Source organism: Streptomyces sp. NPDC008079 (assembly GCF_042957385.1).
Lineage (GTDB): Bacteria > Actinomycetota > Actinomycetes > Streptomycetales > Streptomycetaceae > Actinacidiphila.
In genome coordinates this window covers 238529-261650 of record NZ_JBIBIC010000007.1, presented here as the reverse complement: position 1 = coordinate 261650, position 23122 = coordinate 238529, and the positions used below count along the sequence as shown (strand labels likewise).

General features: G+C 73.3%; 17 protein-coding genes and 2 tRNA genes. 7 read left to right on the top strand and 12 right to left on the bottom strand.

Annotation, left to right across the window (positions count from 1 at the left end):
- Window positions 1-194 precede the first annotated feature (194 nt).
- From ACFZAM_RS17845 to ACFZAM_RS17835, 3 genes are all read left to right on the top strand, one after another.
- On the top strand, window positions 195-974 hold the full coding sequence (locus ACFZAM_RS17845; RefSeq protein WP_355343169.1) for an HAD-IIA family hydrolase: 780 nt from the start codon (window positions 195-197) through the stop codon (window positions 972-974).
- Window positions 975-1198: 224 nt separating this feature from the next.
- Window positions 1199-1810, top strand: a complete 612-nt coding sequence (locus ACFZAM_RS17840; RefSeq protein WP_391047065.1) for a hypothetical protein — start codon at window positions 1199-1201, stop codon at window positions 1808-1810.
- 5 nt (window positions 1811-1815) lie between these two features.
- Entirely contained in the window at window positions 1816-2496 is a 681-nt protein-coding gene (locus tag ACFZAM_RS17835) for a class F sortase (RefSeq protein ID WP_188283612.1), read from the top strand.
- Window positions 2497-2618: 122 nt separating this feature from the next.
- Here ACFZAM_RS17835 and ACFZAM_RS17830 read toward each other — a convergent pair whose 3' ends face one another.
- Together ACFZAM_RS17830 and ACFZAM_RS17825 are read right to left on the bottom strand one after the other, a co-directional pair.
- Window positions 2619-3167: a hypothetical protein gene (locus ACFZAM_RS17830; RefSeq protein ID WP_355343174.1), complete on the bottom strand. Its 549-nt coding sequence runs from the start codon at window positions 3165-3167 to the stop codon at window positions 2619-2621.
- Between the two features lie 198 nt (window positions 3168-3365).
- Window positions 3366-4235, bottom strand: a complete 870-nt coding sequence (locus tag ACFZAM_RS17825; RefSeq protein ID WP_391047061.1) for an ANTAR domain-containing protein — start codon at window positions 4233-4235, stop codon at window positions 3366-3368.
- 296 nt (window positions 4236-4531) lie between these two features.
- Between ACFZAM_RS17825 and ACFZAM_RS17820 the strand changes: the two genes are divergently transcribed.
- The gene (locus tag ACFZAM_RS17820) at window positions 4532-7528 is read left to right on the top strand and encodes an FAD-linked oxidase C-terminal domain-containing protein (protein WP_391047058.1); all 2997 of its coding nucleotides are present in this window, start codon (window positions 4532-4534) and stop codon (window positions 7526-7528) included.
- Here ACFZAM_RS17820 and ACFZAM_RS17815 read toward each other — a convergent pair.
- Genes ACFZAM_RS17815 through ACFZAM_RS17800 form a run of 4 tightly spaced genes read right to left on the bottom strand, consistent with a single transcriptional unit; the run spans window position 7515 to window position 10025 of the window.
- Entirely contained in the window at window positions 7515-8666 is a 1152-nt protein-coding gene (locus tag ACFZAM_RS17815) for a PP2C family protein-serine/threonine phosphatase (protein ID WP_355343183.1), read from the bottom strand. The two genes, ACFZAM_RS17820 and ACFZAM_RS17815, sit on opposite strands and share 14 nt — an antisense overlap.
- Entirely contained in the window at window positions 8663-9034 is a 372-nt protein-coding gene (mnhG, locus tag ACFZAM_RS17810) for a monovalent cation/H(+) antiporter subunit G (protein ID WP_355343185.1), read from the bottom strand. The genes ACFZAM_RS17815 and mnhG overlap by 4 nt, the downstream gene beginning before the upstream one ends.
- Entirely contained in the window at window positions 9031-9486 is a 456-nt protein-coding gene (locus ACFZAM_RS17805) for a monovalent cation/H+ antiporter complex subunit F (protein ID WP_391047055.1), read from the bottom strand. Before ACFZAM_RS17805 ends, mnhG begins: the two co-directional genes overlap by 4 nt.
- Window positions 9483-10025: a Na+/H+ antiporter subunit E gene (locus ACFZAM_RS17800; protein ID WP_391047052.1), complete on the bottom strand. Its 543-nt coding sequence runs from the start codon at window positions 10023-10025 to the stop codon at window positions 9483-9485. The genes ACFZAM_RS17805 and ACFZAM_RS17800 overlap by 4 nt, the downstream gene beginning before the upstream one ends.
- A 235-nt stretch (window positions 10026-10260) precedes the next feature.
- Here ACFZAM_RS17800 and ACFZAM_RS17795 point away from each other — a divergent pair, with 235 nt between their 5' ends.
- Complete coding sequence (locus ACFZAM_RS17795; protein WP_391047049.1) at window positions 10261-11670, top strand: M1 family aminopeptidase; 1410 nt, start codon at window positions 10261-10263, stop codon at window positions 11668-11670.
- A 14-nt stretch (window positions 11671-11684) separates the two neighbouring features.
- Window positions 11685-12500, top strand: a complete 816-nt coding sequence (locus tag ACFZAM_RS17790; protein ID WP_391047046.1) for a pentapeptide repeat-containing protein — start codon at window positions 11685-11687, stop codon at window positions 12498-12500.
- A 129-nt stretch (window positions 12501-12629) separates the two neighbouring features.
- On the opposite strand, the gene ACFZAM_RS17785 is transcribed toward ACFZAM_RS17790, so the two are convergent.
- The 5 genes from ACFZAM_RS17785 to ACFZAM_RS17765 form a co-directional block, all read right to left on the bottom strand.
- Window positions 12630-14318 carry a Na+/H+ antiporter subunit D gene (locus ACFZAM_RS17785; RefSeq protein ID WP_355343200.1) on the bottom strand — a complete coding sequence of 563 codons (1689 nt, stop codon included), beginning with the start codon at window positions 14316-14318 and terminating at the stop codon, window positions 12630-12632.
- Complete coding sequence (locus ACFZAM_RS17780) at window positions 14315-14800, bottom strand: Na(+)/H(+) antiporter subunit C (RefSeq protein ID WP_355343203.1); 486 nt, start codon at window positions 14798-14800, stop codon at window positions 14315-14317. The genes ACFZAM_RS17785 and ACFZAM_RS17780 overlap by 4 nt, the downstream gene beginning before the upstream one ends.
- On the bottom strand, window positions 14797-17841 hold the full coding sequence (locus ACFZAM_RS17775; protein ID WP_391047042.1) for a Na+/H+ antiporter subunit A: 3045 nt from the start codon (window positions 17839-17841) through the stop codon (window positions 14797-14799). Before ACFZAM_RS17775 ends, ACFZAM_RS17780 begins: the two co-directional genes overlap by 4 nt.
- Window positions 17842-17974: 133 nt before the next feature.
- Window positions 17975-18048: transfer RNA gene (locus ACFZAM_RS17770), tRNA-Lys, on the bottom strand.
- A gap of 83 nt (window positions 18049-18131) precedes the next feature.
- Window positions 18132-21878: a S8 family serine peptidase gene (locus ACFZAM_RS17765; RefSeq protein WP_391047039.1), complete on the bottom strand. Its 3747-nt coding sequence runs from the start codon at window positions 21876-21878 to the stop codon at window positions 18132-18134.
- A 127-nt stretch (window positions 21879-22005) separates the two neighbouring features.
- Here ACFZAM_RS17765 and ACFZAM_RS17760 point away from each other — a divergent pair.
- Window positions 22006-22079, top strand: a tRNA-Lys gene (locus tag ACFZAM_RS17760).
- Between the two features lie 146 nt (window positions 22080-22225).
- Here ACFZAM_RS17760 and ACFZAM_RS17755 read toward each other — a convergent pair.
- Window positions 22226-22981 carry an IclR family transcriptional regulator C-terminal domain-containing protein gene (locus ACFZAM_RS17755; protein ID WP_355343212.1) on the bottom strand — a complete coding sequence of 252 codons (756 nt, stop codon included), beginning with the start codon at window positions 22979-22981 and terminating at the stop codon, window positions 22226-22228.
- Between the last annotated feature and the right edge of the window lie 141 nt (window positions 22982-23122).

Below are 23122 nucleotides of genomic sequence, written 5' to 3'. Positions count from 1 at the left end.
ACCAGCACGCGAGACGGCCGGGGCGGGTGCCATCCGCCCCGGCTACGCTGGTGAGTGAAGCCGTGGGCAGAAGCCGGCGTGCTGAGGCCGTGGGCTGAAGCCGGCGTGCTGAGGCCGTGCGCGGAAGCGGCGCGCGGATGCCGCGCGCGGATGCCCCGGGCGCGAGCTGTGCGAGGAACAGGAGAGCGGAACCCGTGTCGACACGCAGGCCCATCGAGTCGTGGCTCACCGACATGGACGGGGTGCTGATCCATGAGGGCACGCCCATCCCGGGCGCCGACGCCTTCATCAAGGGGCTGAAGGAGTCCGGCAAGCCCTTCCTGGTGCTCACCAACAACTCCATCTACACCCCGCGCGACCTGCACGCCCGGCTGACCCGCATGGGCCTCGACGTACCGGTCGAGAACATCTGGACGTCCGCGCTGGCCACCGCCAAGTTCCTGGACGACCAGCGCCCCGGCGGCACCGCGTACGTGATCGGCGAGGCGGGGCTGACCACCGCCCTGCACGACGTCGGCTACATCCTCACCGACACCGACCCGGACTACGTCGTCCTCGGCGAGACCCGCACCTACAGCTTCGAGGCGCTCACCAAGGCGATCCGGCTGATCAACAACGGCGCCCGCTTCATCGGCACCAACCCCGACGAGACCGGGCCGTCCCCCGAGGGCGTGCTGCCCGCGACCGGCTCCGTGGCCGCGCTGATCACCAAGGCCACCGGCAAGGACCCCTACTTCGTGGGCAAGCCCAACCCGCTGATGATGCGCGCCGGGCTCAACGCGATCGGCGCGCACAGCGAGACCAGCGCGATGATCGGCGACCGGATGGACACCGACGTGCTGGCCGGCCTGGAGTCCGGCATGACCACGTTCCTGGTGCTGACCGGCCTCACCGCGCCCGCCGACATCGACCGCCACCCCTTCCGCCCCTCGCGCGTCGTGAACTCGATCGCGGACCTCGTGTCGGAGATCTGAGCCCCGGCCCGCAGCCCCCAGCGCCGGCCCCCGAGCCGGCGCGCAGCCCCCGGAGCCCCGGGCCCGGGAAAGCCGAGCCGACACACCGATCCGTCACTCTCCGTAGAGTGTCCCTCACCCTGATGGACGATTGAGACGCCCCTCGGGGTGCGGGCGGCGGCCGTCGCAGGGATGTTCGTAAGCACCGGGCGCGAGTCCCCGCTCCCGGACGAGCGGAGGTCTCCATGTTCGGTCTGAAACTGCCCGTCATCGCCGCAGCCGGTGCCGTCGGAGTGTTCGCGCTCGGTGGCGCCTCGGGGCTGCCCAGCCAGGCGATCGCCGACTCGGGCGGAGGGGGATCGTCGTCCTCTTCCTCCTCGTCGTCCTCGTCCTCGTCGTCCAGCTCCTCGGACTCGATGGACGTGTCGCCCGCCAGCGTGGCGCCGGGTGGTGTCGTGAGCCTGCACCTGGAGACCTCCTGCAAGTCCGGCGGCAAGGCCCGCGCCAGCGCCGAGGTCTTCGTGGACACCGTCACCCTCGCCCCGGCGAGCGACGGCTCCCACTCGCTCGAAGGCACCGCGTTCATCAAGTCCGACGCGGTCGACGGCTCGTACGAGATCTCCGTCGAGTGCAACGGCTCCTCCAGCTCCGCGTCCGCGTCCGTGACGGTCACCGGCGCCAGCACCTCGCTGCCGATCGCGCCCGTCCCCGCGGGCGGCGGCGGCACCGCGCAGCTCGCGGCCGGGCCCGGCACGGCCGGTTCCGACACCAGCGCGCTGCTGGTCACCGGCGGCTTCGCGGCCATCGGCCTGGCGGGCCTCGTGATCCACCGGCGCCGCAGCTCCGACCGCGGCTGACCGGGATGGCGGAAGGGGCGGAGGCCGCGGGCGGCGGCGAGGACGGTCCACGGCCCGACAACAGGACCTGGACGACCGCGGCCGTCGCCCTCGTGCTGCTCGCGGCCTGGCTGTTCGGACACGACGGCGGCGGCAGCGGTACGGAGGCCACCCCCGGCGGCCGGGCGCTGGCCGCCGCCGCTGCCGACCGCCCGCGCGAGGTCTACGCCCCCCACCTGCCGATGCCCGCCTCCACGCCGCTGCGCATCGACATCGCCTCGATCGGGCTGCACGCCAAGCTCGTCGGCCGCGGCCTGAAGGACGGCGCGGTCGACCCGCCGCCGTACGCCACCCCGGACGTCGCGGGCTGGTACCGCGACGGACCGTCGCCGGGAACGGCGGGCGCGGCGCTGATCGTCGGCCACGTCGACACCGAGACCCGCGCGGCCGTCTTCTACGGGCTGAGCACCGTCGAGCCGGGCGCGCTGGTGGAGGTGACCCGCGCGGACGGCACGGTCGCCGAATTCTCCGTCGAGGGCGTCGAGGTGGTGGAGAAGGACCACTTCGACGCCAACCGGGTGTACGGGTCCTCCGGGCGCCCGGAACTGCGGCTGATCACCTGCGGCGGCTCCTTCGACAAGGAGAAGCAGGCGTACTCGGCGAACGTCGTGGTCTTCGCGGCGCTGACCGGCAACCGCACGACCTGACGCACGCAGTACGACCTGACGCACGCAGTACGGCCGTGTCGAGACCCGCATCCCTCCCGGGGTGCGTACCGCGCCCGGCCGGTGGCTCGCCTCCCCCGCGAAGCCGCCCGGCCGGGCGCTCCTCACCCTCGGGCGCCTGGACTGCGGGAGGCGTCCGGCGCGGCCGGGGGAGTGGGGGGAACCGTGGGGGCGTGGGGCAGTTGGGTCCTGAAGCGGATGAGCACGGCGCCGTCCACGGCGTGGTGCACCTGGACCCCGTCGATCGTCACCGGGTGGGCCGCGGCCTCGGCGAGCCGCCTGCACAGGTCCCTGGCCTCGTCGCGGGCCGGTTCCGGCACCGGCTCCGCGCCGTCGCCGGGCAGCCCGTGGTCGTAGCCGTAGTCGGTGACCGCGACCGCGCAGTGCCCGCCGTCCACGCCCAGGGTGACGCGGTAGCGCCGGGCCAGGCTGTGGGCGACCAGGTAGGCGCAGGCCAGTGAGGTGGCGTCGGTGATCAGGGCGCCGATCCCGCCGTACGGGCCGCCGAGCGTGTCGAGGGCGGCGCGGGTCATACGGGCCGCCAGTTCGTCGCTGCCGGGCAGGCGGCCGACGGAGAAGGTCCAGGACACGTCGAGCACCGGGCGGTCGGCTTCGCGTGGGGGGAGGTACGCGGATGCCGCGAGCTTGACCATGGGCAAACCAAGTCCTGGCGTCGTCGGGCCGTGCCTGAGCGGACGGGAGAGTACGGGTCTGAGCGCCGCGACCGGGGTCGCGGGCCGCGAAGTGCCCCACACCCTAGAACACCGAACTCCCGCGCACCAGAGGGAATATGACGGTTGGTTACACGTTCTCTACGCAATGCGACGTCACCGGCCGCGGCATGGGCGGCGTCACCGGCCGGGGCCCCCGCGCAGCTCCGCCGCGTCCACCGTGCTGTCGAGCAGGCCCTGCGCCAGGTCGGACAGCCGGATGCGGCGCGTCCTGGCGTGGCTGCGCAGCGCGGCGAAGGCGGCGTCCACGCTCACCTGCCAGCGCTCGGCGAGCAGCCCCTTGGCCTGCTCGACCAGGACCCGGCTCTCCAACGCGGACTGGAGCTGGTCGGCGAGCTGTTCGCGCTGCCGTCTGACCCGGCGCTGGAGCACTCCGATGGTGGTGACGTCGGCGAGCGCCTGGGCCAGCTCGGCGTAGCCGTCGGGGAGCGGGCCGGGCGCCGTACGGAACAGCGTCAGGGCGCCGATGGTCTCCTCGCGCCAGCGCATGGGGACGGCCAGGACGGCGCCGTAGCCCGCGGCCAGCGCGGCCCCGGTGAAATCGGGCCAGCGGCCCGCCGCCGCGCCCAGCACGTCGGCGCGCACCGGCGCGCCCGCGCGGTGGCACTCCCGGCCCGGGCCCTCGGCGGCGACCAGCGCCCGTACGGCCTCGTCCGTGACCGCGACCACCTCGGGCTCCGCGCTCCCGCGCGATTCCGCCACCAGCAGCAGCCCGGCCGCCGCCGCCCCGAGCACCCCGACACACCGCCCGACCAGCACGTCCCCGACCGCGCCGCCCCCGTCGAGCGTGTCGGCCACGGCCACGAAGGCCGCCCCGAGCGCGGCGGCGTACGGCTCGGGCGCCGGGGAGTCGGCGGGAGCGCCGGGCCGGACACCGGAAGGGCCGCTCGTGGCCGGACCGTTCGAGGCGGGACGGTTCGAGGCGGGGCCGCTCGTGGCGGGACCCTTCGTGGGAGGGCCGGAAGGATCACCTGGCGCGCTGTAGCTCATTCTCGCTGCTCCCCGTTCGTGCCCGGCCCCCGTTGCCGGACTCGCAGCCGAGTATCCGCCGTCGGGTCGGCGCGGCGCCTCCGCCGTAGGTCGGAGACGGCGGAGCAGCGCGGGGCCCGCGGGGCGAGCGGGAACGCGGAGTCCGTCATACCTTGGCAATCGGTGGGCTCCTCCCGAGCACCGAGAGCCGAGCACCGAGCACCCGGAGCCGCCGACCCGAGAACCGCCGCGAGCCCAGCGCCCACGACCGAGAACCGGAAACCACCACGTCCCACGGTCCGCCCGAGGAGGTCCGGATGCCCGTGCCCGATCCGAAGGGCGAGGCACTGCGCCCTGTGCCGCCCGCGAGCGCCGCGCCCGACCGGGTGGAGGAGTCGCGGGCCACCGGCACACCGCAGGGCCTCAAGGCCGCGCTGACCGAGCTGCTGGGCGCCGACAAGGTCCTCACCGGCGTCTCCGACCTCGTGCGCTACGCCTCCGACGCCAGCCCGTACCGCTTCGTGCCGCAGGCCGTCGTCCTGCCCGAGAGCGCGCAGGACGTCGTCAGGCTGCTGGCCTACGCCCGCCGCGAGCGCCGCCACCTGGTCTTCAGAGCCGCGGGCACCAGCCTGAACGGCCAGGCGCAGGGCGAGGACATCCTGGTGGACGTGCGCCGCCACTTCAGCGGCGTCGAGGTCGAGGCCGACGGCGCGCGGGCCCGTATCCTGCCCGGCACCGTACTCGCGCGGGCCAACGCCACCCTGGCCCGGCACGGCCGGGTGCTCGGCCCCGACCCGGCCAGCGCCGTCGCGTGCACGGTCGGCGGAGTCGTCGCCAACAACGCGTCCGGGATGGCCGCGGGCACCAGCCGCACCTCGTACCGCACCGTCACCTCGATGACCGTCGTCCTGCCGTCGGGCACCCTCGTGGACACCGGCGACCCCGACGCCGACGCGGCGCTGGCCGCCGCCGAGCCCGAGCTGTGCCAGGGCCTGCTCGACCTGCGGGACGAGATCGAGGCCGACGAGGAGCTGACCGCCAGGATTCGCGCGAAGCACGCGATCAAGAACACCAACGGCTACCGGCTCGACGCCTTCCTCGACGCCGAGACGCCCGCGCAGATCCTGCGCGGTCTGATGGTCGGCTCGCAGGGCACCCTCGGCTTCGTCGCCGAGGCCGTCTTCGAGACGCTGCCGATACGCGCGGCGGCCACCGCCGCCCTGCTGTTCTTCCCGACGCTGCCCGCCGCCGCCGCGGCCGTGCCGCTGTTCAACCAGGCGGGGGCCGAGGCCGTCGAGCTGATGGACGGCAACACCCTGCGGGCCGCCGTGGGCGTGCCCGAGGTGCCCGGGGAGTGGGCCGCGCTGCCGCGCGAGACGACCGCGCTGCTGGTGGAGTTCCGGGCCGCCGACGACACGGAGCTGGCCGCGTACGAGCGGGCCGCCGTCCGGGTCTGCGACGACCTCGGCCTGGTCACGCCCGTACCGTCCGCGGACAACGCCTTCACCCGCGACCCGGCGCGGATCGCCGGCCTGTGGCGTATCCGCAACGCCTTCGTCGCGGCCGTCGGGAGCGCCCGCCCGTCGGGCACCACACTGATCACCGAGGACTTCGCCGTACCGCCGGAGCTGCTCGCCGACGCCTGCGCCGAGCTGCTGGAACTCCAGGAGCGGCACGGCTTCGACGCCGCTGTCGCGGGCCACGCCGCGCACGGCAATCTGCACTTCCTGCTGACCTTCGACGCGGCCGACCCCGCCGACGTGGAGCGCTACGCCGCCTTCATGGACGACTTCTGCCACACCGTCGTCGAGCGCTTCGACGGCTCGCTGAAGGCCGAGCACGGCACCGGCCGCAACATCGCGCCCTTCCTCGAACTGGAGTGGGGCGCGAAGGCCACCGCCCTGATGTGGCGGGTCAAGCGGCTGCTCGACCCGGACGGCGTCCTCGCCCCCGGCGTCGTCCTCGACCTGGACCCGCGCGGCCACCTGCGCGGCCTCAAGACGATCCCGGCCATCGAGGCCGTCGCCGACGCCTGCATCGAGTGCGGCTTCTGCGAGCCCACCTGCCCCAGCCGCGACCTCACCACCACTCCCCGACAGCGGATCGTGCTGCGCCGCGAGATGCTCCGCCAGCCGCCCGGCTCCCCGGTCCTCCAGGCGCTCCTGGACGCGTACGGATACGACGCCGTCGACACCTGCGCGGGCGACTCCACCTGCGCGCTGGCCTGCCCGGTCGGCATCGACACCGGCGCGATGATGCGGGACTTCCGGCACGCAGGGCACTCCCGTACCGAGGAGCGGGTCGCCGCCTCCGTCGCCACCCACTGGAAGGCCGCGGAACGCGCCGCCCGCGCCGCGGTGGCCGCCGCCGACGCGGTACGAGACCGGGTCGGCGACCGCCCGCTGACCGCGGGCACCGGCCTGGCCCGCAGAGCCGTACGCCCGGACCTGATACCCGAATGGCTCCCCGAGATCCCCGGCGCCGCCCCCCGGCTGCCCCGCACCGAGAAGGACGGCGCGACCGCCGTGTACTACCCGGCGTGCGTCAACCGCGTCTTCGGCGTCCCGGCCACCCGGTACGGGTCGCTGCCGCAGGCCGTCGTCAGCGTCTCCGCGCGGGCCGGCCGCCCGGTGTGGATCCCGGACGACGTCACGGGCACCTGCTGCGCCACCATCTGGCACTCCAAGGGCTACCTGGCGGGCAACGCGGTGATGGCCAACCGGATCGTGGAGGCCGCCTGGCTGTGGACCGGCGGCGGACGGCTGCCGATCGTGGTCGACGCCAGCTCCTGCACGCTCGGCCTGGCCCGCGACGTCGTGCCGTACCTCTCCGACGCCAACCGTGAACTGCACGGCGAGCTGACCGTCATCGACTCCGTCGTCTGGGCCGCCGAGCACCTGCTGCCGCGGCTGACGGTCACCGACACCGTCGCGTCCGCCGTCCTGCACCCGACCTGCTCGATGCGGCACCTCGGCGACACCGGCGCGCTGGAGACCGTCGCGCGGGCCTGCGCCCGCGAGGTCGTCGTGCCCGACGACGCGGGCTGCTGCGCCTTCGCGGGCGACCGCGGGATGCTGCACGAGGAGCTGACCGAGGCCGCGACGCGCCCCGAGGCCGAGGAGGTCGCGGCGCGCGGCTACGACGCGTATCTGTCGGCGAACCGGATGTGCGAGCTGGGCATGGAACACGCCACGGGCGAGGCGTACGAGTCGGTGCTGATCGCGCTGGACCGCGCGACACGCGGCCTGCCGGTCACCCACGCGGCGCCCGCGCCGGACGCCCGGGACACGACGACAGCGGTCACACCGGATTGAGCGGCGGGTCCTGCGGGTGGGCCGGCAGGGGCCGTTGCTGGGGCGCGAGCAGCAGCAGGACCACGTCGTCGGTGAGCGAGCCGCCCGCGTGCTCCAGCAGATCGCTGTAGACCCGCTCCACGGCGTCGTCCAGGTCGTACGAGGCACCGGCGACCAGGCGGCCGACCCGCTCGGCCAGCGGGTAGAAGGAGTTGTCCCGCGGGCTGCGCGCCTCGATCACCCCGTCGGTGCACAGCACCAGCACATCGCCCGGCATGAGCGGCACCCGCCACGGGGTGGGCCCCTCGGCCACCATGTCGGCCAGGCCCAGCGGCAGCCACGGCTCGTTCGGGTACAGCGTCTCCACCTCGCCGTCCCGCGAGACCCGCAGCGGCGGCACATGGCCGTAGTGCAGCAGTTCCACGCTGTCCGGCTTGTCGAACTGCGCGAACAGCGCCGTGATGAAGTCCCCGCCGGTCACATGCCGGCCGACGCTGATGTCCACCCGGCGCGCCACCCGGTCGAGTCCGCCCTCGTCGAACGCGGCCTCGCGGAAGGCGCCGAGCACCACCGCCGAGGTCTGCACCGCGCCCAGGCCCTTGCCGCGCACGTCGCCGATCAGCGCCCGCACGCCGTACGGGGTGTCGAGCACCGCGTACAGGTCGCCGCCGATCTGCGCCGCGTCGGCCGCCGACACGTACCGCACGGCCAGTTGGATACCGCCCACGCGCGGGGCGGGCGGGCGCATGAGGGCGTGCTGGGCGGCCTCGGCGACGGAGGTGATGGCGCTGAACGCCTTCGCGCCGGTCTCGCGGCGCCAGGCGATGTAGATGCTGAAGAGGGTCACCGAGCCGTACGCGAAGACCTGGCCGAAGAACACGTCGTGATCGGGGATCTCGGCGATGCCGTCGTAGGGCGCGAGCGCCGCCTGGACGATCAGGCCCAGCACGCCGATGAACAGGGTCCGCCGCCAGTTGACGGTGATCGCGGCCAGCGGCGGCGCGGCCACGATGCCCGGCGTGATGAAGTGGTCCCGGCCCGCCGCGAGATCGGCGATCACGACCAGCGCGATGACCAGCAGGGGGAGCGACATACCCATACGTGACAGGTATTCGTCCTCCACATGCTGTAGCGCCCTGACCACGCGGACATTCTTCACACGGTGAACCTATCTGGCCTTTCCGGCCGGGTCAGCCGCTCGTCCAACTCGTCAAGGACCAGCCGGTCGCCGTCCACCTGGCCCGTGCGGTACGCCGCGCGGCCCACGATATGAGCCGCGACCGGCACAGTCATCAGCTGAAACGTGCCAATCAGTACCAGCGTTCCCAGATCCACCCAGGAACGCAACCGCAGGGCGACCCCGAGCAGCACCAACAACAGCCCGAGCACCTGCGGCTTGGTCGCCGCGTGCATACGGGTGAGGGTGTCGGGCAGCTTCAGCAGCCCGACCCCGGCCACGAAGCTCAGCCCCGCGCCGAGCAGCAGGCACACCGCCGCGGCCCAGTCGCCCACCGCGGTCCAGCTCATCCGCCCGTCTCCTCACCGTCAGCGGCCGTGCCCTCCCGGCCGTCATCCCTTTTCGGCCGCTCGGTCCGCTCAGGCCGCTCAGGCCGCTCGGCCCCCTCGGGCTCCACCGGCTCCACCGGCTCCACCGGCCGCCCCGGCCCTTCTGGCTCCCCTGACCCCGCCGGCTCCTGCCCGCCCGGCCGCTCCGGGGGCTCCGCGCCGCGCACCGCGATGAAGCGGGCGCTGGCCACCGAGCCGGTGAAGCCGAGGAAGGCCAGGACCAGCAGCACCGGCAGGGTGTACGGGGTGCGCGCCTCGGCGGCCCGCGCGCCGAGTCCGGCCACCACGACCGCCAGGAGCGCGTCCACCGCCACCGCCCGGTCCAGCATCGAGGGGCCGCGCGCCAGCCGGACGAAGACCATCACGCCGGAGGCGACCAGCAGGGCGAGCACCACCCCCGTCACCCAGTTCACGGCGCACCCGTACCCGGCTCGGGGGCCGTCAGGTCCGCGATCTCCGCGCGGGTGCCGAACGCCCGTACCACCAGCTGCTCCAGGCGTCTGACCTCGGCGCGGGCCTGGTCCGTGCCCGCGCTGTCGGAGCCCATGACGTGGACGAAGAGGGTGCCGGTGGAGCGCTGGATCTCCAGTACGGCGCTGCCCGGCACCGCGCAGACCGCCACGGCCGTCGCGGTCAGCATCAAGTCGCTGCGGGAGCGCAGCGGTACGGCGAGCACCGTGCAGGGCAGCGGCGACGGGGTGAGGATCTGCCAGACCGTACGCAGCCCGGCCACCGTCAGATCGGCCAGGAAGTAGGCGGCGAAGCGGACCAGGCCCACCGGGTGCAGCCGCAGTTCGAGTTCGAGCGGCGGGAGGGGGAAGGCCAGGCAGAGCACGACGCCGACGGCCAGGCCGGTCAGCACATTGCCCGCGGTGACCTTTCCCCACAGCAGCACCCAGACCACGGCCAGCCAGAGCACCAGCGGCCACTGGATTCTCCGCAGGGTACGCACCCGCCGAATGCTCGCAGACCGGACACGTGTGACGCGCCTACGACACGGGTGTCACGTTCCGGCCGTTGTGTTGCGCCGGGTGAACGTTCTGCGACAGCAGTGAGTACAGGGGTGGCTGGGACGGTTGGGGCTCCTTAGGGTCGCCGTGTACCTGCCACTCGGCCGCCGCCACCCGCCTCGCGGCGGCGGCCACTTGGCACCTGCCGCTTGTCGTTCACCGTGCTGGAGGACCCCTGTGCGTAAGAGAGTCATCGCGTCCACTGCCGCCGCCCTCGGCCTGCTGCTGGCGATCCCGGCGGCCGCTGCCGACACGGGGCCGGGCGCGCCCGGCATCGGCGACCCGTACTACCCGACCTACGGGAACGGCGGCTACGACGTCTCCCACTACGACCTGAACCTCGACTACCAGCCCAGCACCGACCTGCTGTCGGGCACCGCCGTCATCACGGCGACCGCCACCCAGGGACTGACCAGCTTCGACCTGGACTTCGCGCTGACCGTCAGCCGCGTCACCGTCGACGGGAAGCCCGCCGCCTTCGCCACCAGCGGCGAGCAGGAACTGGTCATCACCCCCGCCAGGCCGATCGCCAAGGGCCACCGGATCACCGTCGCCGTCACGTACTCGGGCGTCCCCTCCACCGTGAAGCGCTACGGCTTCACGTCGTGGCAGCGCACCCCGGACGGCGCAGTCGCCGCCAACGAACCCGAATCCGCGTGGTGGTGGTTCCCCAGCAACGACCACCCGGCCGACAAGGCCACCTACGACGTGCGCGTCAAGGTCCCCGACGGCGACCAGGCGATCAGCAACGGGCTGCTGGTCTCGCGGAAGTCCGAGGACGGCCGGACCAGCTACCACTGGCGCGAGACCAAGCCGCAGGCCACGTACCTCACCACGTTGGCCGTCGGCCACTTCGACATCACGCACAGCCGCACCCGCACCGGCGTCCCGGTCATCAACGCGTACAGCGCCGACCTCCCCGCGGCCACCGCCGCCAACGCCCGCGCCAGCGTGGAGCGGACCGCCGAGATCGTCGACTTCCTCAGCGGCTGGTTCGGCCCCTACCCCTTCGACGCGGCCGGCGGCTACGTGCCCAACGTGACGTCGCACTTCGCGCTCGAAGCGCAGACCCGCGTCTTCTACAGCCCCAGTTCCTTCGCCACCAAGGCCAACACCAACGTCGTCTCGCACGAACTGGCCCACCAGTGGTGGGGCGACGACGTCTCGCTGGAACGCTGGTCCGACATCTGGCTCAACGAGGGCTTCGCCAGCTACGCCCAGTTCCTGTGGGCCGAGCACGAGGGCACCGGCACCCCGCAGCAGCTCGCCCGGGACATCTACGACGCGCACCCCGCCGACGACCCGTTCTGGACGGTCAAGCCGGGCGACCCCGGCCCCGACAACCAGTTCGACGACGCCGTCTACGACCGCGGCGCCGTCGCCATCCAGGCGCTCCGCGACACCATCGGCGACCGCGACTTCCGTACCCTGCTCAAGGCGTGGCCCGCCCTGCACCGCTACGGCAACGCCACCATCGCCGACTTCCAGCGGCTCGCGGAGCGGATCTCCGGGCAGCGCCTCGGCACCTTCTTCCAGACCTGGCTCTACACCCCCGCCAAGCCCGCGGTCTTCCCCTCGGCGCCGTGAGGCACCATTGACCGGTGGACACGCCGACGGGTGAGACGAGTGAGCTGCGGGCCGACTGCGGCAACTGCTTCGGGCTGTGCTGCGTGGCCCTCGCCTTCACCCGCTCCGCGGACTTCGCCGCGGACAAGGCCGCCGGGGAGCCCTGCGGGCACCTCGGCGGCGACCACCGCTGCGGCATCCACCGCGAACTGCGGGGCCGCGGCTACCGGGGCTGCACCGTCTACGACTGCTTCGGCGCGGGCCAGAAGCTCTCCCGGATCACCTTCGGCGGGCAGGACTGGCGCGACGCCGCCGACGGGGGGCGGTCGATGTTCGCGCTGCTGCCGGTCGTCCGGCAGCTCCACGAACTCCTCCGCTACCTCGGCGAGACACTGGCGCTGCCTTCCGCCCGGCCCGTGCACGCCGCCGCAGAGGCGGCCGTCGCCCGGATCTCCGGGCTCACCCTCGGCACCCCCGACGCCCTGCTCGCCCTCGACGTCGCCGCCGAGCGCGCGCCCGTCAACGAGATCCTGCTCCGCGCCAGCGCCCTGGCCCGCGCCGGCACCCCCGGCCGCGACCGGCGCGGCGCCGACCTCATCGGCCGCGGGTTCCGCGGGGCGGACCTGCGCGGCACCGACTTCCGCGGGGCCTATCTGATCGCCGCCGACCTGCGGCGGGCCGACCTGCGCCTCGCCGATCTCATCGGTGCCGATCTCCGCGACGCCGATCTGCGCGGGGCGGATCTGCGCGGGGCCCTCTTCCTCACCCCGCCCCAACTCACCGCCGCCCGTGGCGACTCCACCACCGTCCTTTCGCCAGGTGCCCCGCCCCGCCCCTCCCACTGGACCTGACGCCCGGGGCAGGACGCGCCCCGTCGGGGGCATGGGGAACCGCGCGCTCAACTACCGCGTGCCCGCAGGTCACCACCCGCCCCGGCGGGGCAGTCCGGTTGTCTCCGGACCACCGGCCGGTGGGGACCGTCAGTGGCGGAGGACCGCCGAGACGTACGGGGTTCGGGACAGCAGTTCGCTCGCGGAGCGATCGGCGAGGCCGGTGAGGGGCCCGGCCAGGACGGTGAACGACAGACCGAGCGCGACCATGGCGCAGGTGGCGAGAAGCATCGGCGCGGGGAGGGCCGCCGTGGTGGTGATGGGCCGCCCGCTGAGGGACGCGGCGTGGGCGGCCCCGGCGGGCAGGGGCACGGCGGTCGCCCCGGAGTCCTCCCCGGGCGACGGGGGCGACGGGGGCGACGGCGGCGCGGGTGCCGGCCCCGAGCCGCCCTCCTCCGCGTCGGCGGAGTCCTCGTCGGATTCCAGGACGGTGCCGTCCTCGCACAGATCGGGCGGGGCGGCACGCCAAAAGGCCAGGTTCCAGACCTTGGCCAACGCGTACAGCGTCAGCAGGCTGGTGACGATGCCGCCCGCGACCAGGACGTACGCCCAGCCGCCCCCGTTGGCGATGCCGGCGCGCAGCAGGCCGAGTTTGCCGAGGAAACCGGACAGCGGCGGAATACCGGCGAGGTTCATGGCGGGGACGAAGAAGACGACGGCGAGCAGCGGCGAGATCCGGGCCAGACCGCCCAGCCGCAGCAGATCCGTCGTGCCGCCGCGCCGTTCGATCAGCCCCGCGACGAGGAAGAGCGTGGTCTGCACGGTGATGTGGTGGGCCACGTAGAAGACGGAGCCCGCGATGCCGCCGCGTGAGGCGAGCGCGATACCGAAGACCATGTACCCGATGTGGCTGACCAGCGTGAAGGACAGCAGCCGCTTGAGGTCGGTCTGGGCGACCGCGCCCAGGATGCCGATCACCATCGACAGCAGGGCGACCAGCATCAGCGGGTCGGCGAGCCGCCCGCCGGGGAACAGCAGCGTCTGGGTCCGCAGTATCGAGTAGACGCCGACCTTGGTGAGCAGACCGGCGAAGACGGCGGTGACCGGGGCGGGCGCGGTCGGGTACGAGTCCGGCAGCCACGCCGCCAGCGGGAAGACGGCGGCCTTGATGCCGAAGACGGTCAGCAGCGCCAGTTGCAGCAGCAGCCGTACGCCGGAGGGCAGTTCGGCCAGCCGCCCGGCGAGCAGCGCCAGATTCACCGTCCCGGCCGCCGCGTAGACCATCCCGATCGCGACGAGGAACAGCACCGACGACAGCAGCGACACCACCACGTACGTGGCGCCCGCCCGCATGCGGGCCGCCGTACCGCCGAGCGTCAACAGCACATAGCTGCTGGTCAGCATGATCTCGAAGCCGACGTAGAGGTTGAACAGGTCGCCCGCGAGGAAGGTGTCGCAGACCCCGGCGACCAGGATCAGATACGCCGGGTGGAAGACGGACAGCGGTGTCGCCGCGTCCTGGTCGGCCATGCCCTGGCCGATCGAGTAGATCAGCACGCACAGCGTGACCGCGGCCGACACCACCAGCATCAGCCCGGACAGCCGGTCGGCGACCAGCGTGATGCCGACCGACGCGGGCCAGGTGCCGGTGTGCATGACCTGCGGCCCGTCCCGGTCGGCGGCCACCAGCAGGGCGAGCGACGCGCCGAGCACCGCGCACAGCACGCCCGCGCTGATGAACCGCTGCGTACGCGGCAGCCGTTGGCCGATCGCCAGCTTCACCCCGGCCGCGAGCAGCGGCAGCGCCACCGGCAGCGGCAGCAGGTCGGACGCGGTCACCGGTCGGCCCCCAGTACGTGGTCCCAGACCTCGTCGTCGAGGTCCTCGGTCTCCTCCGCGCGGGCCTGCCGCACCCGGTCCGCCCGCAGCACGGCCCGCAACTCCGCCCGCGTGCCCTCGTGTTCGGCGCGCAGCGCGATCCGGATGTCCTCGACGTCGTCCTGCACGTCGTCGTTCCCCGACAACTGCCAGCTCCGGTACGCCATCGCCAGCAGGAACGCCGTCAGCGCCAGCGTGATGACGATCGCGGTGAGCGCCATCGCCTGCGGCAGCGGGTCGGTGACGTCCTTCGGGTCGGTGCCCGGATACAGCAGCGGGGGCTTCCCCGCCTTGCCCGACGTGGCGAGCACCAGCAGATTCGCCCCGTTGCCGAGCAGCACCGCGCCCAGCAGGATCCGGGTCAGCGGTCTGGACATCAGCAGCGCGGTGCCGCAGCCGAACAGCACACCGCCCACCGCGATGAGCGCGATCGTCGCCTTCACGTGACCTCCCTCTCCTCGCGGCCGTCCCGTTCGATCTGGAGGTCGATCTCGGCGCCCAGGCCGCGCAGCACGTCCAGGACGACGCCGAGCACCAGCAGGTACACCCCGAAGTCGAAGAGCACCGGGCTGGCCAGATGGACCGAGCCGAACAGCGGCAGCCGCGCGTGGTACGTGCCCGCGTCGAGCACCGCGCGCCCGAACACCAGCCCGCCCAGGCCCGTACCGACCGACACGACCAGGCCCGCGCCCAGCAGGAAACCGGCGTCCACCGGGGCCGCGGCGGCCAACTCGTACCGCCCGCCCGCCAGATAGCGCACCACCAGCGCCAGGCCCGCCACGAGCCCGGCCGTGAAGCCGCCGCCGGGCAGATTCTCCGCGCTGAACAGCAGGTAGAGGGAGAGCACCAGGATCGGGTGGAAGGTCAGCCGGGCCACCACCTCGAAGACCACCGAGCGGCGCTCCTGCGCGAGGGTGCCGCTCGCCGACAGCCAGGTCCGCTCGGGGGCCAGTGACGCCGGGCCCGGCGCCTCGCGCGGCCCCGCCCGCCATACGGTGCCCGGCTCCTCGCCGTCCGCTGCCCGTGGCAGCGAGCCCGCGCGGCGGCGCAGGAACAGCAGACTCGTCACGCCGACCGCGGCGACCGCCAGCACCGCGGACTCGCCCATCGTGTCCCAGGCGCGCAGATCCACCAGGATCGTCGCCACCACGTTCTTCACGCCGTCGTGCTCGGTCGCCTCGATCAGCGCGGCGCGGGCGTCGCTCGCCCGGCGGGCCGCCGCCGTCAGATACGTCAGGCCCGCGACGAGGGCGCCCGCGGCGGCGCCCACCGCGTAGTTCGCCGCGCGGCGGCGCGGGGCGGTGCGCGGGAAGCGCGCCGGTAGGCGGCGCAGCACCAGCACGAACACCACGATGCTGGCCGTCTCCACGGTGAACTGCGTCAGGGCCAGGTCGGGGGCGCCCTGGAGCACGAACAGCACCGCCGTGCCGTAGCCCGTGGTGCCCGCCAGCACCACCGCCTTCATCCGCAGCCGGGCCGTCACGCACAGCACCGCCGCCGCCATCACCGCGACCGCCACGGCGGCCTGCGCCGCGTCGTCCGCCAGGCGGGGGCCGCCGCCGGGAGTGTGCCAGGGGGCGTCGTGGACCAGGGCGTACGACTCGGTGCCGGTGAACACGAGGAGGGCGGTGGTCAAGTAGACCGCGAGGGAGCCGCGTTGCACCGTGCCGGTGAGCTGGAGGGCGAACCATTCGGTGCCGCGGATCATGCGGGCGAAGGCCGCTTCGGCGGTGGGGAGGGCCGTTTTCCGGGCGAGCCGGATCAGGGGGGTGTTCGCCGCGAAGAGGGCTGCGCCCAGGGCCCAGGCGACCAGGGACAGGGCCAGGGGGGTGCCCCAGCCGTGCCACAGCGCCAGGTGGTACGGCGTGGCGCCGTCCGCTTCCGGTACGGAGTGGGCGTACTGCCCGAGCAGCGGTTCGAGGTGGGTGACGTAGGGGCCGAGGACCGTCCCGGCGAGTGCCAGCGTTCCTACGGGCACCGCCTTTTCCCAGCCCTTCAGGTGTGGGCTGGCCGTGCGTGGGCGGGTCGGTCCCGGGCCGGGGTACCTCCTCGAGCTGCGTGCTGCCTGCTCCTGCGCATCCGTCGCCGCCCTGTCGGCACGCAAATCTGCGGGGGCATCCCGGCCCGTCCCCTCCGGTACGTCGGCGGCTGCGGGGGGAGGGGCGGCAGGGGGCTCGCTCCCGCTTGACGGTGCCTCGCGGACCGCCTCGCTCGGTCCGAAGGCGCCCCACAGGAAGCGCAGGGTGTATGCGACGGTCAGGGCGGAGCCGAGGACGGACAGGGAGAGGGGGAGGGGGGTCAGGGCGTCGAAGGCGGCTTCTTTGGCGGGGAAGCCGAGGAAGGGGGGGAGGCCGGTCATGGAGGCGGCGGCGAGGGTGGCGGCGGCGCACAGGAGGGGGGAGGTGCGGGCCAGGCCCGACAGGCGGCGGATGTCGCGGGTGCCGGTGGTCTGGTCGACGGCGCCGACGACGAGGAAGAGGGCGGCCTTGAAGAGGGCGTGGGCGAACAGGAGGGTGACTCCGGCGAGAGCGGCGTTGTGGGAGCCGGTGCCGACCAGGGCGGTGAGGAAGCCGAGTTGGCTGACGGTGCCGTAGGCGAGGATCCGTTTGAGGTCGAATTCGCGCAGGGCGCGCCATCCGCCGAGGAGCATGGTGGCCAGGCCGAGGCCGACGGTGAGGGCGCGCCAGGGGCCGACGGGGGCGAAGGCGGGGGAGAGGCGGGCGACGAGATAGACACCGGCCTTCACCATGGCCGCCGCGTGCAGGTAGGCGCTGACGGGGGTGGGCGCGGCCATCGCGCCGGGCAGCCACAGGCTGAAGGGCCACACGGCGGACTTGGACAGGGCGCCCGCGAGGACCAGGACGAGGGCGACGCGTACGGCGGGACCGGTGGCGGGCGGGTGGGCGATCAGCGCGGACAGCCGGTAGGTGCCCGCGAGGTGGCCGAGCAGCAGCAGCCCGACGAGCATGGCGAGGCCGCCCGCGGTGGTGACCACCAGGGCCTGGAGGGCGGAGCGCCGGTTGGCCTTCTTCTCGGCGCTGTGGCCGATCAGCAGGAAGGACAGGACGGTGGTCAGCTCCCAGAAGACGTACAGGAGCATCAGGTCGTCGGCCAGGACGAGGCCGAGCATGGCGCCCGCGAAGGCGGTCAGGGTGCCCGCGAAGCCGCCGAGTCCCGGCTCGTCGTCGCGGAAGTACCCGGCGCAGTAGACCAGGACGAGGGCGCCGACGCCGCCCGCGAGGACGGCGAGCAGCAGGCTCAGCGCGTCGAGGCGCAGCGCGATCTCCAGGTCGAGGGCGGGCGCCCAGTGCCAGGTCTGTTCCCGGACCCGGCCGTCCGCGACCGCGTTCCACTGGAGGGCCGCCCAGACGGCGGTCGCGGCGGGCGCGGCGGCGAGCACGAGGAAGGCCCGGCGGCCCCACCACCGCGTGAACACCCCCGCGAAACCCGCCAGCACGAAATGACCCACGATCAGCCCCAGCACGGGCCGACCTTCCTCCGCCCGCCCCGCCCCGTACGCCTGCCGCGCCCGCCGCCGCCCAGGACCACCCGTGCGGAGCACACCGGCGGGCACACGGAGAAGGCCCCCCGCTCGCGCGGAGGGCCTTCTGGGCAAGTGCGCCGCCAGGGACTCGAACCCCGGACCCGCTGATTAAGAGTCAGCTGCTCTAACCAACTGAGCTAGCGGCGCTTGCGGGGACCATCATACGTGGTCGGAGGGGGTGGTCTCGACCACCCCCTCCGACCATCCCCTCCGCCCGGTGGGTCAGCCGGTCACCTCAGGCCGAAGGCCCTGATGATCTCCTGGCTCACCGAGCCGCCCGCGCCGTCGGACGCGCTCGCCTTCAGCGACACGGAGCCGCCGGGGTCGCGCGGAGTCCGGATCAGCGTCGTCCAGTGGCCCTTGCGGTCCTTGATCAGCAGCGTCGGCAGCCAGGTCCTGCCGTCGTCGTAGGAGACCGACAGCTTCGCCGAGGCCGCCTTCGTCGCGCCGACCAGCCACTCCTGCGTGGTGGACCCCAGACCGACCGGGATCAGCCGGCCGCCGGGCACATCGCCCGCGGTGTCGGTGGGCACGTCGTAGTCGAGCTGGAGCAGCTTGACGTCGTCCTGGCCGACGCCCTCGGGCAGCGGCCCCGAGACGAAGTTCCACTCGGTGTGCGTACGGATCGAGGTCCGCCACTCCTTGGCGTCCCGCGCCGAGTCGAGCACCAGCCGGTAGGGCAGCTTCTTCGCGGGCTGGTCCCAGATGCCGCCCGCCCGGCCGACTCCCTGGGCGACGAGGGTGTCGCCCTGGTAGGCGGCGTAGGTGGTGCGGCCGTCGTACTCGTCGGCGGGCATGTCGCCCGAGTGGCCCGCGCCGCCGTCCGTCCACGGCGTGATGTTGAACTGGATGTCGTTGTACGACGAGCGGTTCGGCCCCCAGAAGGCGGAGCCGAGGCGCGGCCGGAAGATCCCGCCGAACCAGGAGACCGCGTACGAACGGCCCGGTGTGAACGAGTCGTTGCCGCCGCGCTCCTCCAGGAGTTGGTTGCTGTAGTCCGCGTCGTAGACGGAGTGGTCCTCGTACCAGAATCCGGCGCCGTGCTCGGGCGAGACGTACTCGGTACGGGTGCCCGGGTAGGACTCCTGCTCGGCGAAACCGATGCCGTAGCCCCAGGCGGGGATGTCGTAGCGGAAGCCGGCGCCCGCGCGGGCGCGGTCGCCGTTGTAGGTGGCGGTGACCTTGGCCAGGTCGCGCCTGGGGTCGGGGGTGTAGGCCAGGGAGCGGTCAGGGATGGTGCCGTCGTGCTGGTCGAGCAGGTCGTAGACGACCCGGGTGTACTCGCGCTGTTCGACGCTCAGCGAGAGCTTGCCGCCCTTGGCGTCGGCGACGAGCTTCGCGCCCGCGCCCTGCTGGACGGAGACCACGGTCAGCGGCGTGTCCTGGTAGCCGTTGTCGGGGTCGGCGTAGGACTCCAGCAGCCTGCCGCGGCCGTCGTTGACGACGATCAGCAGCTTCGCGCCCGCGGCGGTCGCCGCCGCGGCCCGCTGGACCGGCGTGACGGCGTCGGAGCGCTCGACCACCACGACCTTGCCCCTGGCGTCCAGACCCCGGTAGCCGGCCGCGCCGCCCTGCCCGGCGTAGACCGCGCGGAGCGTGCCCTTGCCGTCGGTGACGGTGGCGCCGGGCTGCGGGGTGGTGTCCAGGTCCTGCCCGCGCCCGGTGACGGCGACCTGCCGCTCGCCGAGCCGCCAGCGGGTCAGGAAGTCGAAGGTGCCGTTGCCGACCTTGGCCGTCGGCGACGCGTACAGCGTGTCGTACGTCAGCGGCAGGACCGCCGCGTCACGGACGACCTCGCCGTCGGCGAAGGTGCGGGCGATGTCCACGTGGAGCTGCCGCGTCTGGGTCCGCTGACCCGGCACGGCCGCGCTGACCTTGCGCGCCTTGCTCGCGTCGAGCGTGACGGTGGTGTCCTTGCTGAGCACCGTCTCCGGGTTGATCAGCACGGCCAGGCCCAGCGAGTCCGGGGCGTCGCCTGCCACGTCGATCTCCGCGTACGCCATGTACGTGCCGGGCGCCAGCCGCAGCGTGCGCTCGCCGTCGACCGCGACCGGCGACGGGTTGGGGTTGCCCTCCTGCGCCAGCACGACGGTGCCCGCGGCGGGCTTTCCGTCCCGGCCGCGCAGCTTGACTGTGTAGTCGTACAGCTCCTGTTCCTTCTCCAGCGCGAAGCCGGTGTGCGCGACGATGTGTCCGGTCGCCGCGTCGGTCGCCAGTACCTGGCCGGAGAAGGTGGTCGCCGACGGCACCCCGGCCGGGTCGAGCGTCAGTGTGACGTCCGCGCTGCCGCCCGCGGCGACGGTGACGGACGGCGCCGACAGCGTGTACGCCGGGTCCTTGGTGTCCGTCGCCAGATCCAGCGTGACCGGGGCCTTGCCGCTGTTGCGGTACGTGATCACGCGGGTGGCCGGGGCCGCGCCGTCGTGCGGCCAGGAGTAAACGGCCGTGTCGACCGAACCGGTGGCCTGGACCGGTGAGTCGACCGCGGCCAGTACGTCGACCCGGCCGGTGCCCTGCTCGAACGGCGTGTAGTCGGCGAGCACCTTGGACGTGCTCATCAGCGCGTCCTTGAGCCGCGCCGCGGTCCAGTCGGGGTGCCGCTGCTTGAGGATCGCGGCGGCGCCCGCCACGTGCGGGGTGGCCATCGACGTGCCGGACATCGTCTGGTAGCCGCCGCCGGGCATCGCCGCGGTGATGTCGACGCCGGGCGCCGACAGGTCCGGCTTGAGTCCGTAACCGCCGCTCAGCGGGCCCATGCTGGAGAAGTCGGCGCGCTGGTCTGACTTGTCGACGGCGGCCACGGTCAGCGCGTCGCGCGCCGAGCCGGGGGCGCCGATGGTGCCCGCGCCGTAGGAGTTGCCCGCGGCGATCACGTACAGCGGACCGCCGTTCGCCGACAGGGAGTTGACGGCCTGGGCCATCGGGTCGGTGCCGTCGTCGGGTATCGGGGAGCCGAGGCTCATGCTCACCACGTCGGCGCCCTGGGCCTTGGCCCACTCCATGCCCGCGATGATCCAGGAGTCCTGGCCCTCGCCCTCGTTCGAGAGCACCTTGCCGACCAGCAGCTTCGCGCCCGGCGCGACGCCCTTGTAACTGCCGTCGGAGGCCGCGCCGCTGCCCGCGATGGTGGAGGCGACGTGCGTGCCGTGGCCGTTGCCGTCGGTGACGGCCTGGCCGGGCACGAAGCTCTGCTCGGTGGCGATCCGGTCCTTCAGGTCGGGGTGGGTGTCGTCCACGCCGGTGTCCAGGACGGCGACCTTCTCGCCCGCGCCGTCGTAGCCCTCGGCCCACGCCTGCGGCGCGTTGATCTGCGGCACCGAGTCCTTGAGGTCGGCCGTCACCCGGCCGTCGAGCCACAGCTTGTCGATGCCGGTGGCGCCGTTGAGCGAACGGGCGTTGCCCGCCGGGCCCGCCAGGCCGGTCCAGAAGGCGCGGGACCGCTTCTTGTCGGCCTTCAGGGCCGCGCCGCCGATGCTCGGCAGCGTCCGTACGGTGCTCGCGCCGGCCGGAGCCGCGGGCTGCGACCGTGCCGTGCGGGCGGCGTCGGTCCAGGTGGCGATCAGCGGCAGTCCGGCGCTGTGCGCGTCGTCGTAGCCCATCGCGGTCAGGGCGGACACGTCGAACAGCCGCCGGTCCAGCTTCCCCGCGGCCAGCAGCGGCTCCGCCTCGTCGGGAATGACGTACGTGTCACCGCCGTACTGCTGGATCCGTACGATCCCCCGCGCTCCGGGCGCGCGGTCGACGGTGACGGTGTCCTGCTTGCCGGGGCCGTCGGCGATGTGCACGACATCGCCGGTGAGCAGGGTGACGGTGGTCGAGGTGGCGGAGGGGGTGGAGTTGGCTGACGAGGGCGCGGACCGCGGGGCCGCCGCGGGGGTCGCCGCGGCGGCGGGGCCCGTGGGCAGCAGGAGTGCGGTACCGAGGGCGAGCACGGTGGTGCCCGCCGGTACGGTGATCCGGCGTCGAGTCGAAGTCATGCACATGATCTACCGGCCGTGCGCCCGCCACCGCACGGATCGGCGGTGGCGCGATTCCGCCTGGCGGCAATCCGCCGCCGCTTTGAGCCCGGCCCCGACCATCGGGTACGATCTCCCACGTCAGCAGGCGCCGCTAGCTCAGTTGGTTAGAGCAGCTGACTCTTAATCAGCGGGTCCGGGGTTCGAGTCCCTGGCGGCGCACATGCCCACGAAGGCCCTCCGTACACGCGGGGGGCCTTTGTCGTACCGAACCTTTGTCGTACCGAACGCTCGCCGTGCCGGGTCTTCGCCGTGCCGGGTCTTCGCCGTGCCGGGTTCTCGTCGTGCCGAGCCCGTGCCGTGGCGGATCAGATGCTGAAGGAGAGCAGGACCGGGGCCGCGCGGGTGTGGAGGGTGTCCACGGCGGGCTTGAGGCGGTGGGCCTGGGCGTACGGCATCGACAGCGCGAGGCAGGCGACCGTCTTGCCGATGGTGACCGGGATCGCGGCGCAGACGGTGCCGACCGCGTATTCCTGGAGGTCGAGCGTGGGCACCGAGGTCGGCTGGCGTTCGAGCTTGGTCAGCAGGACGCGGTCGTCCACGACGGTGCGCGAGGTCAGCCGGGCCGGGCGGTGCCGCGAGAGGTGTTCCATCCGGCCGTCGTGGTCGAGCTGCGAGAGCAGGCACTTGCCGACCGCGCTGGCGTGGGCGGAGGAGCGGAAGTCCACCCACTCGTTGACCTTCGGCGCGTTGGGGCCGTCGGCGAAGTCGATGACGTGCACCTCGCCGTCGTCGTACCGGCTGAAGTAGACGGCCGCGCCCACCTCGTCGCGCAGTTCGGCCAGAACCGTCTGGAGCTTCTCCGCGAGGGCGTGGTCGCGGTTGGCGGCGCCGAGGAGCACCATGGACTCGCCGATGACATATCCGCCGCCGGGCAGAAATCCGAGATAACGCTCGCGGCGCAGCATTGCCAGCAGATGGGAGAGATAGTCCAGCGGCACACCGATTTCGCGAGCCAACTGTTCGGCGGTGACGCCGTGCCGATGGGTGTCGACGGATTCGAGCACGCGCAGCGCGTACTGGACCGCGTACACCGGCTCGATCTGTCGGTGTTCAAGCGCCACGGTAGCCCCCTGCAGGTATGACCGTTTGCGTCCTGGCTGTCGCCGCCGGTCACGGACGGGTATCCGAGACGACCGGACCCGGCGGCTGGGCCGGTCTCCACGATAGCCCCAATCCCGTTTCAGGTAGAGGCGGTTGGCCGG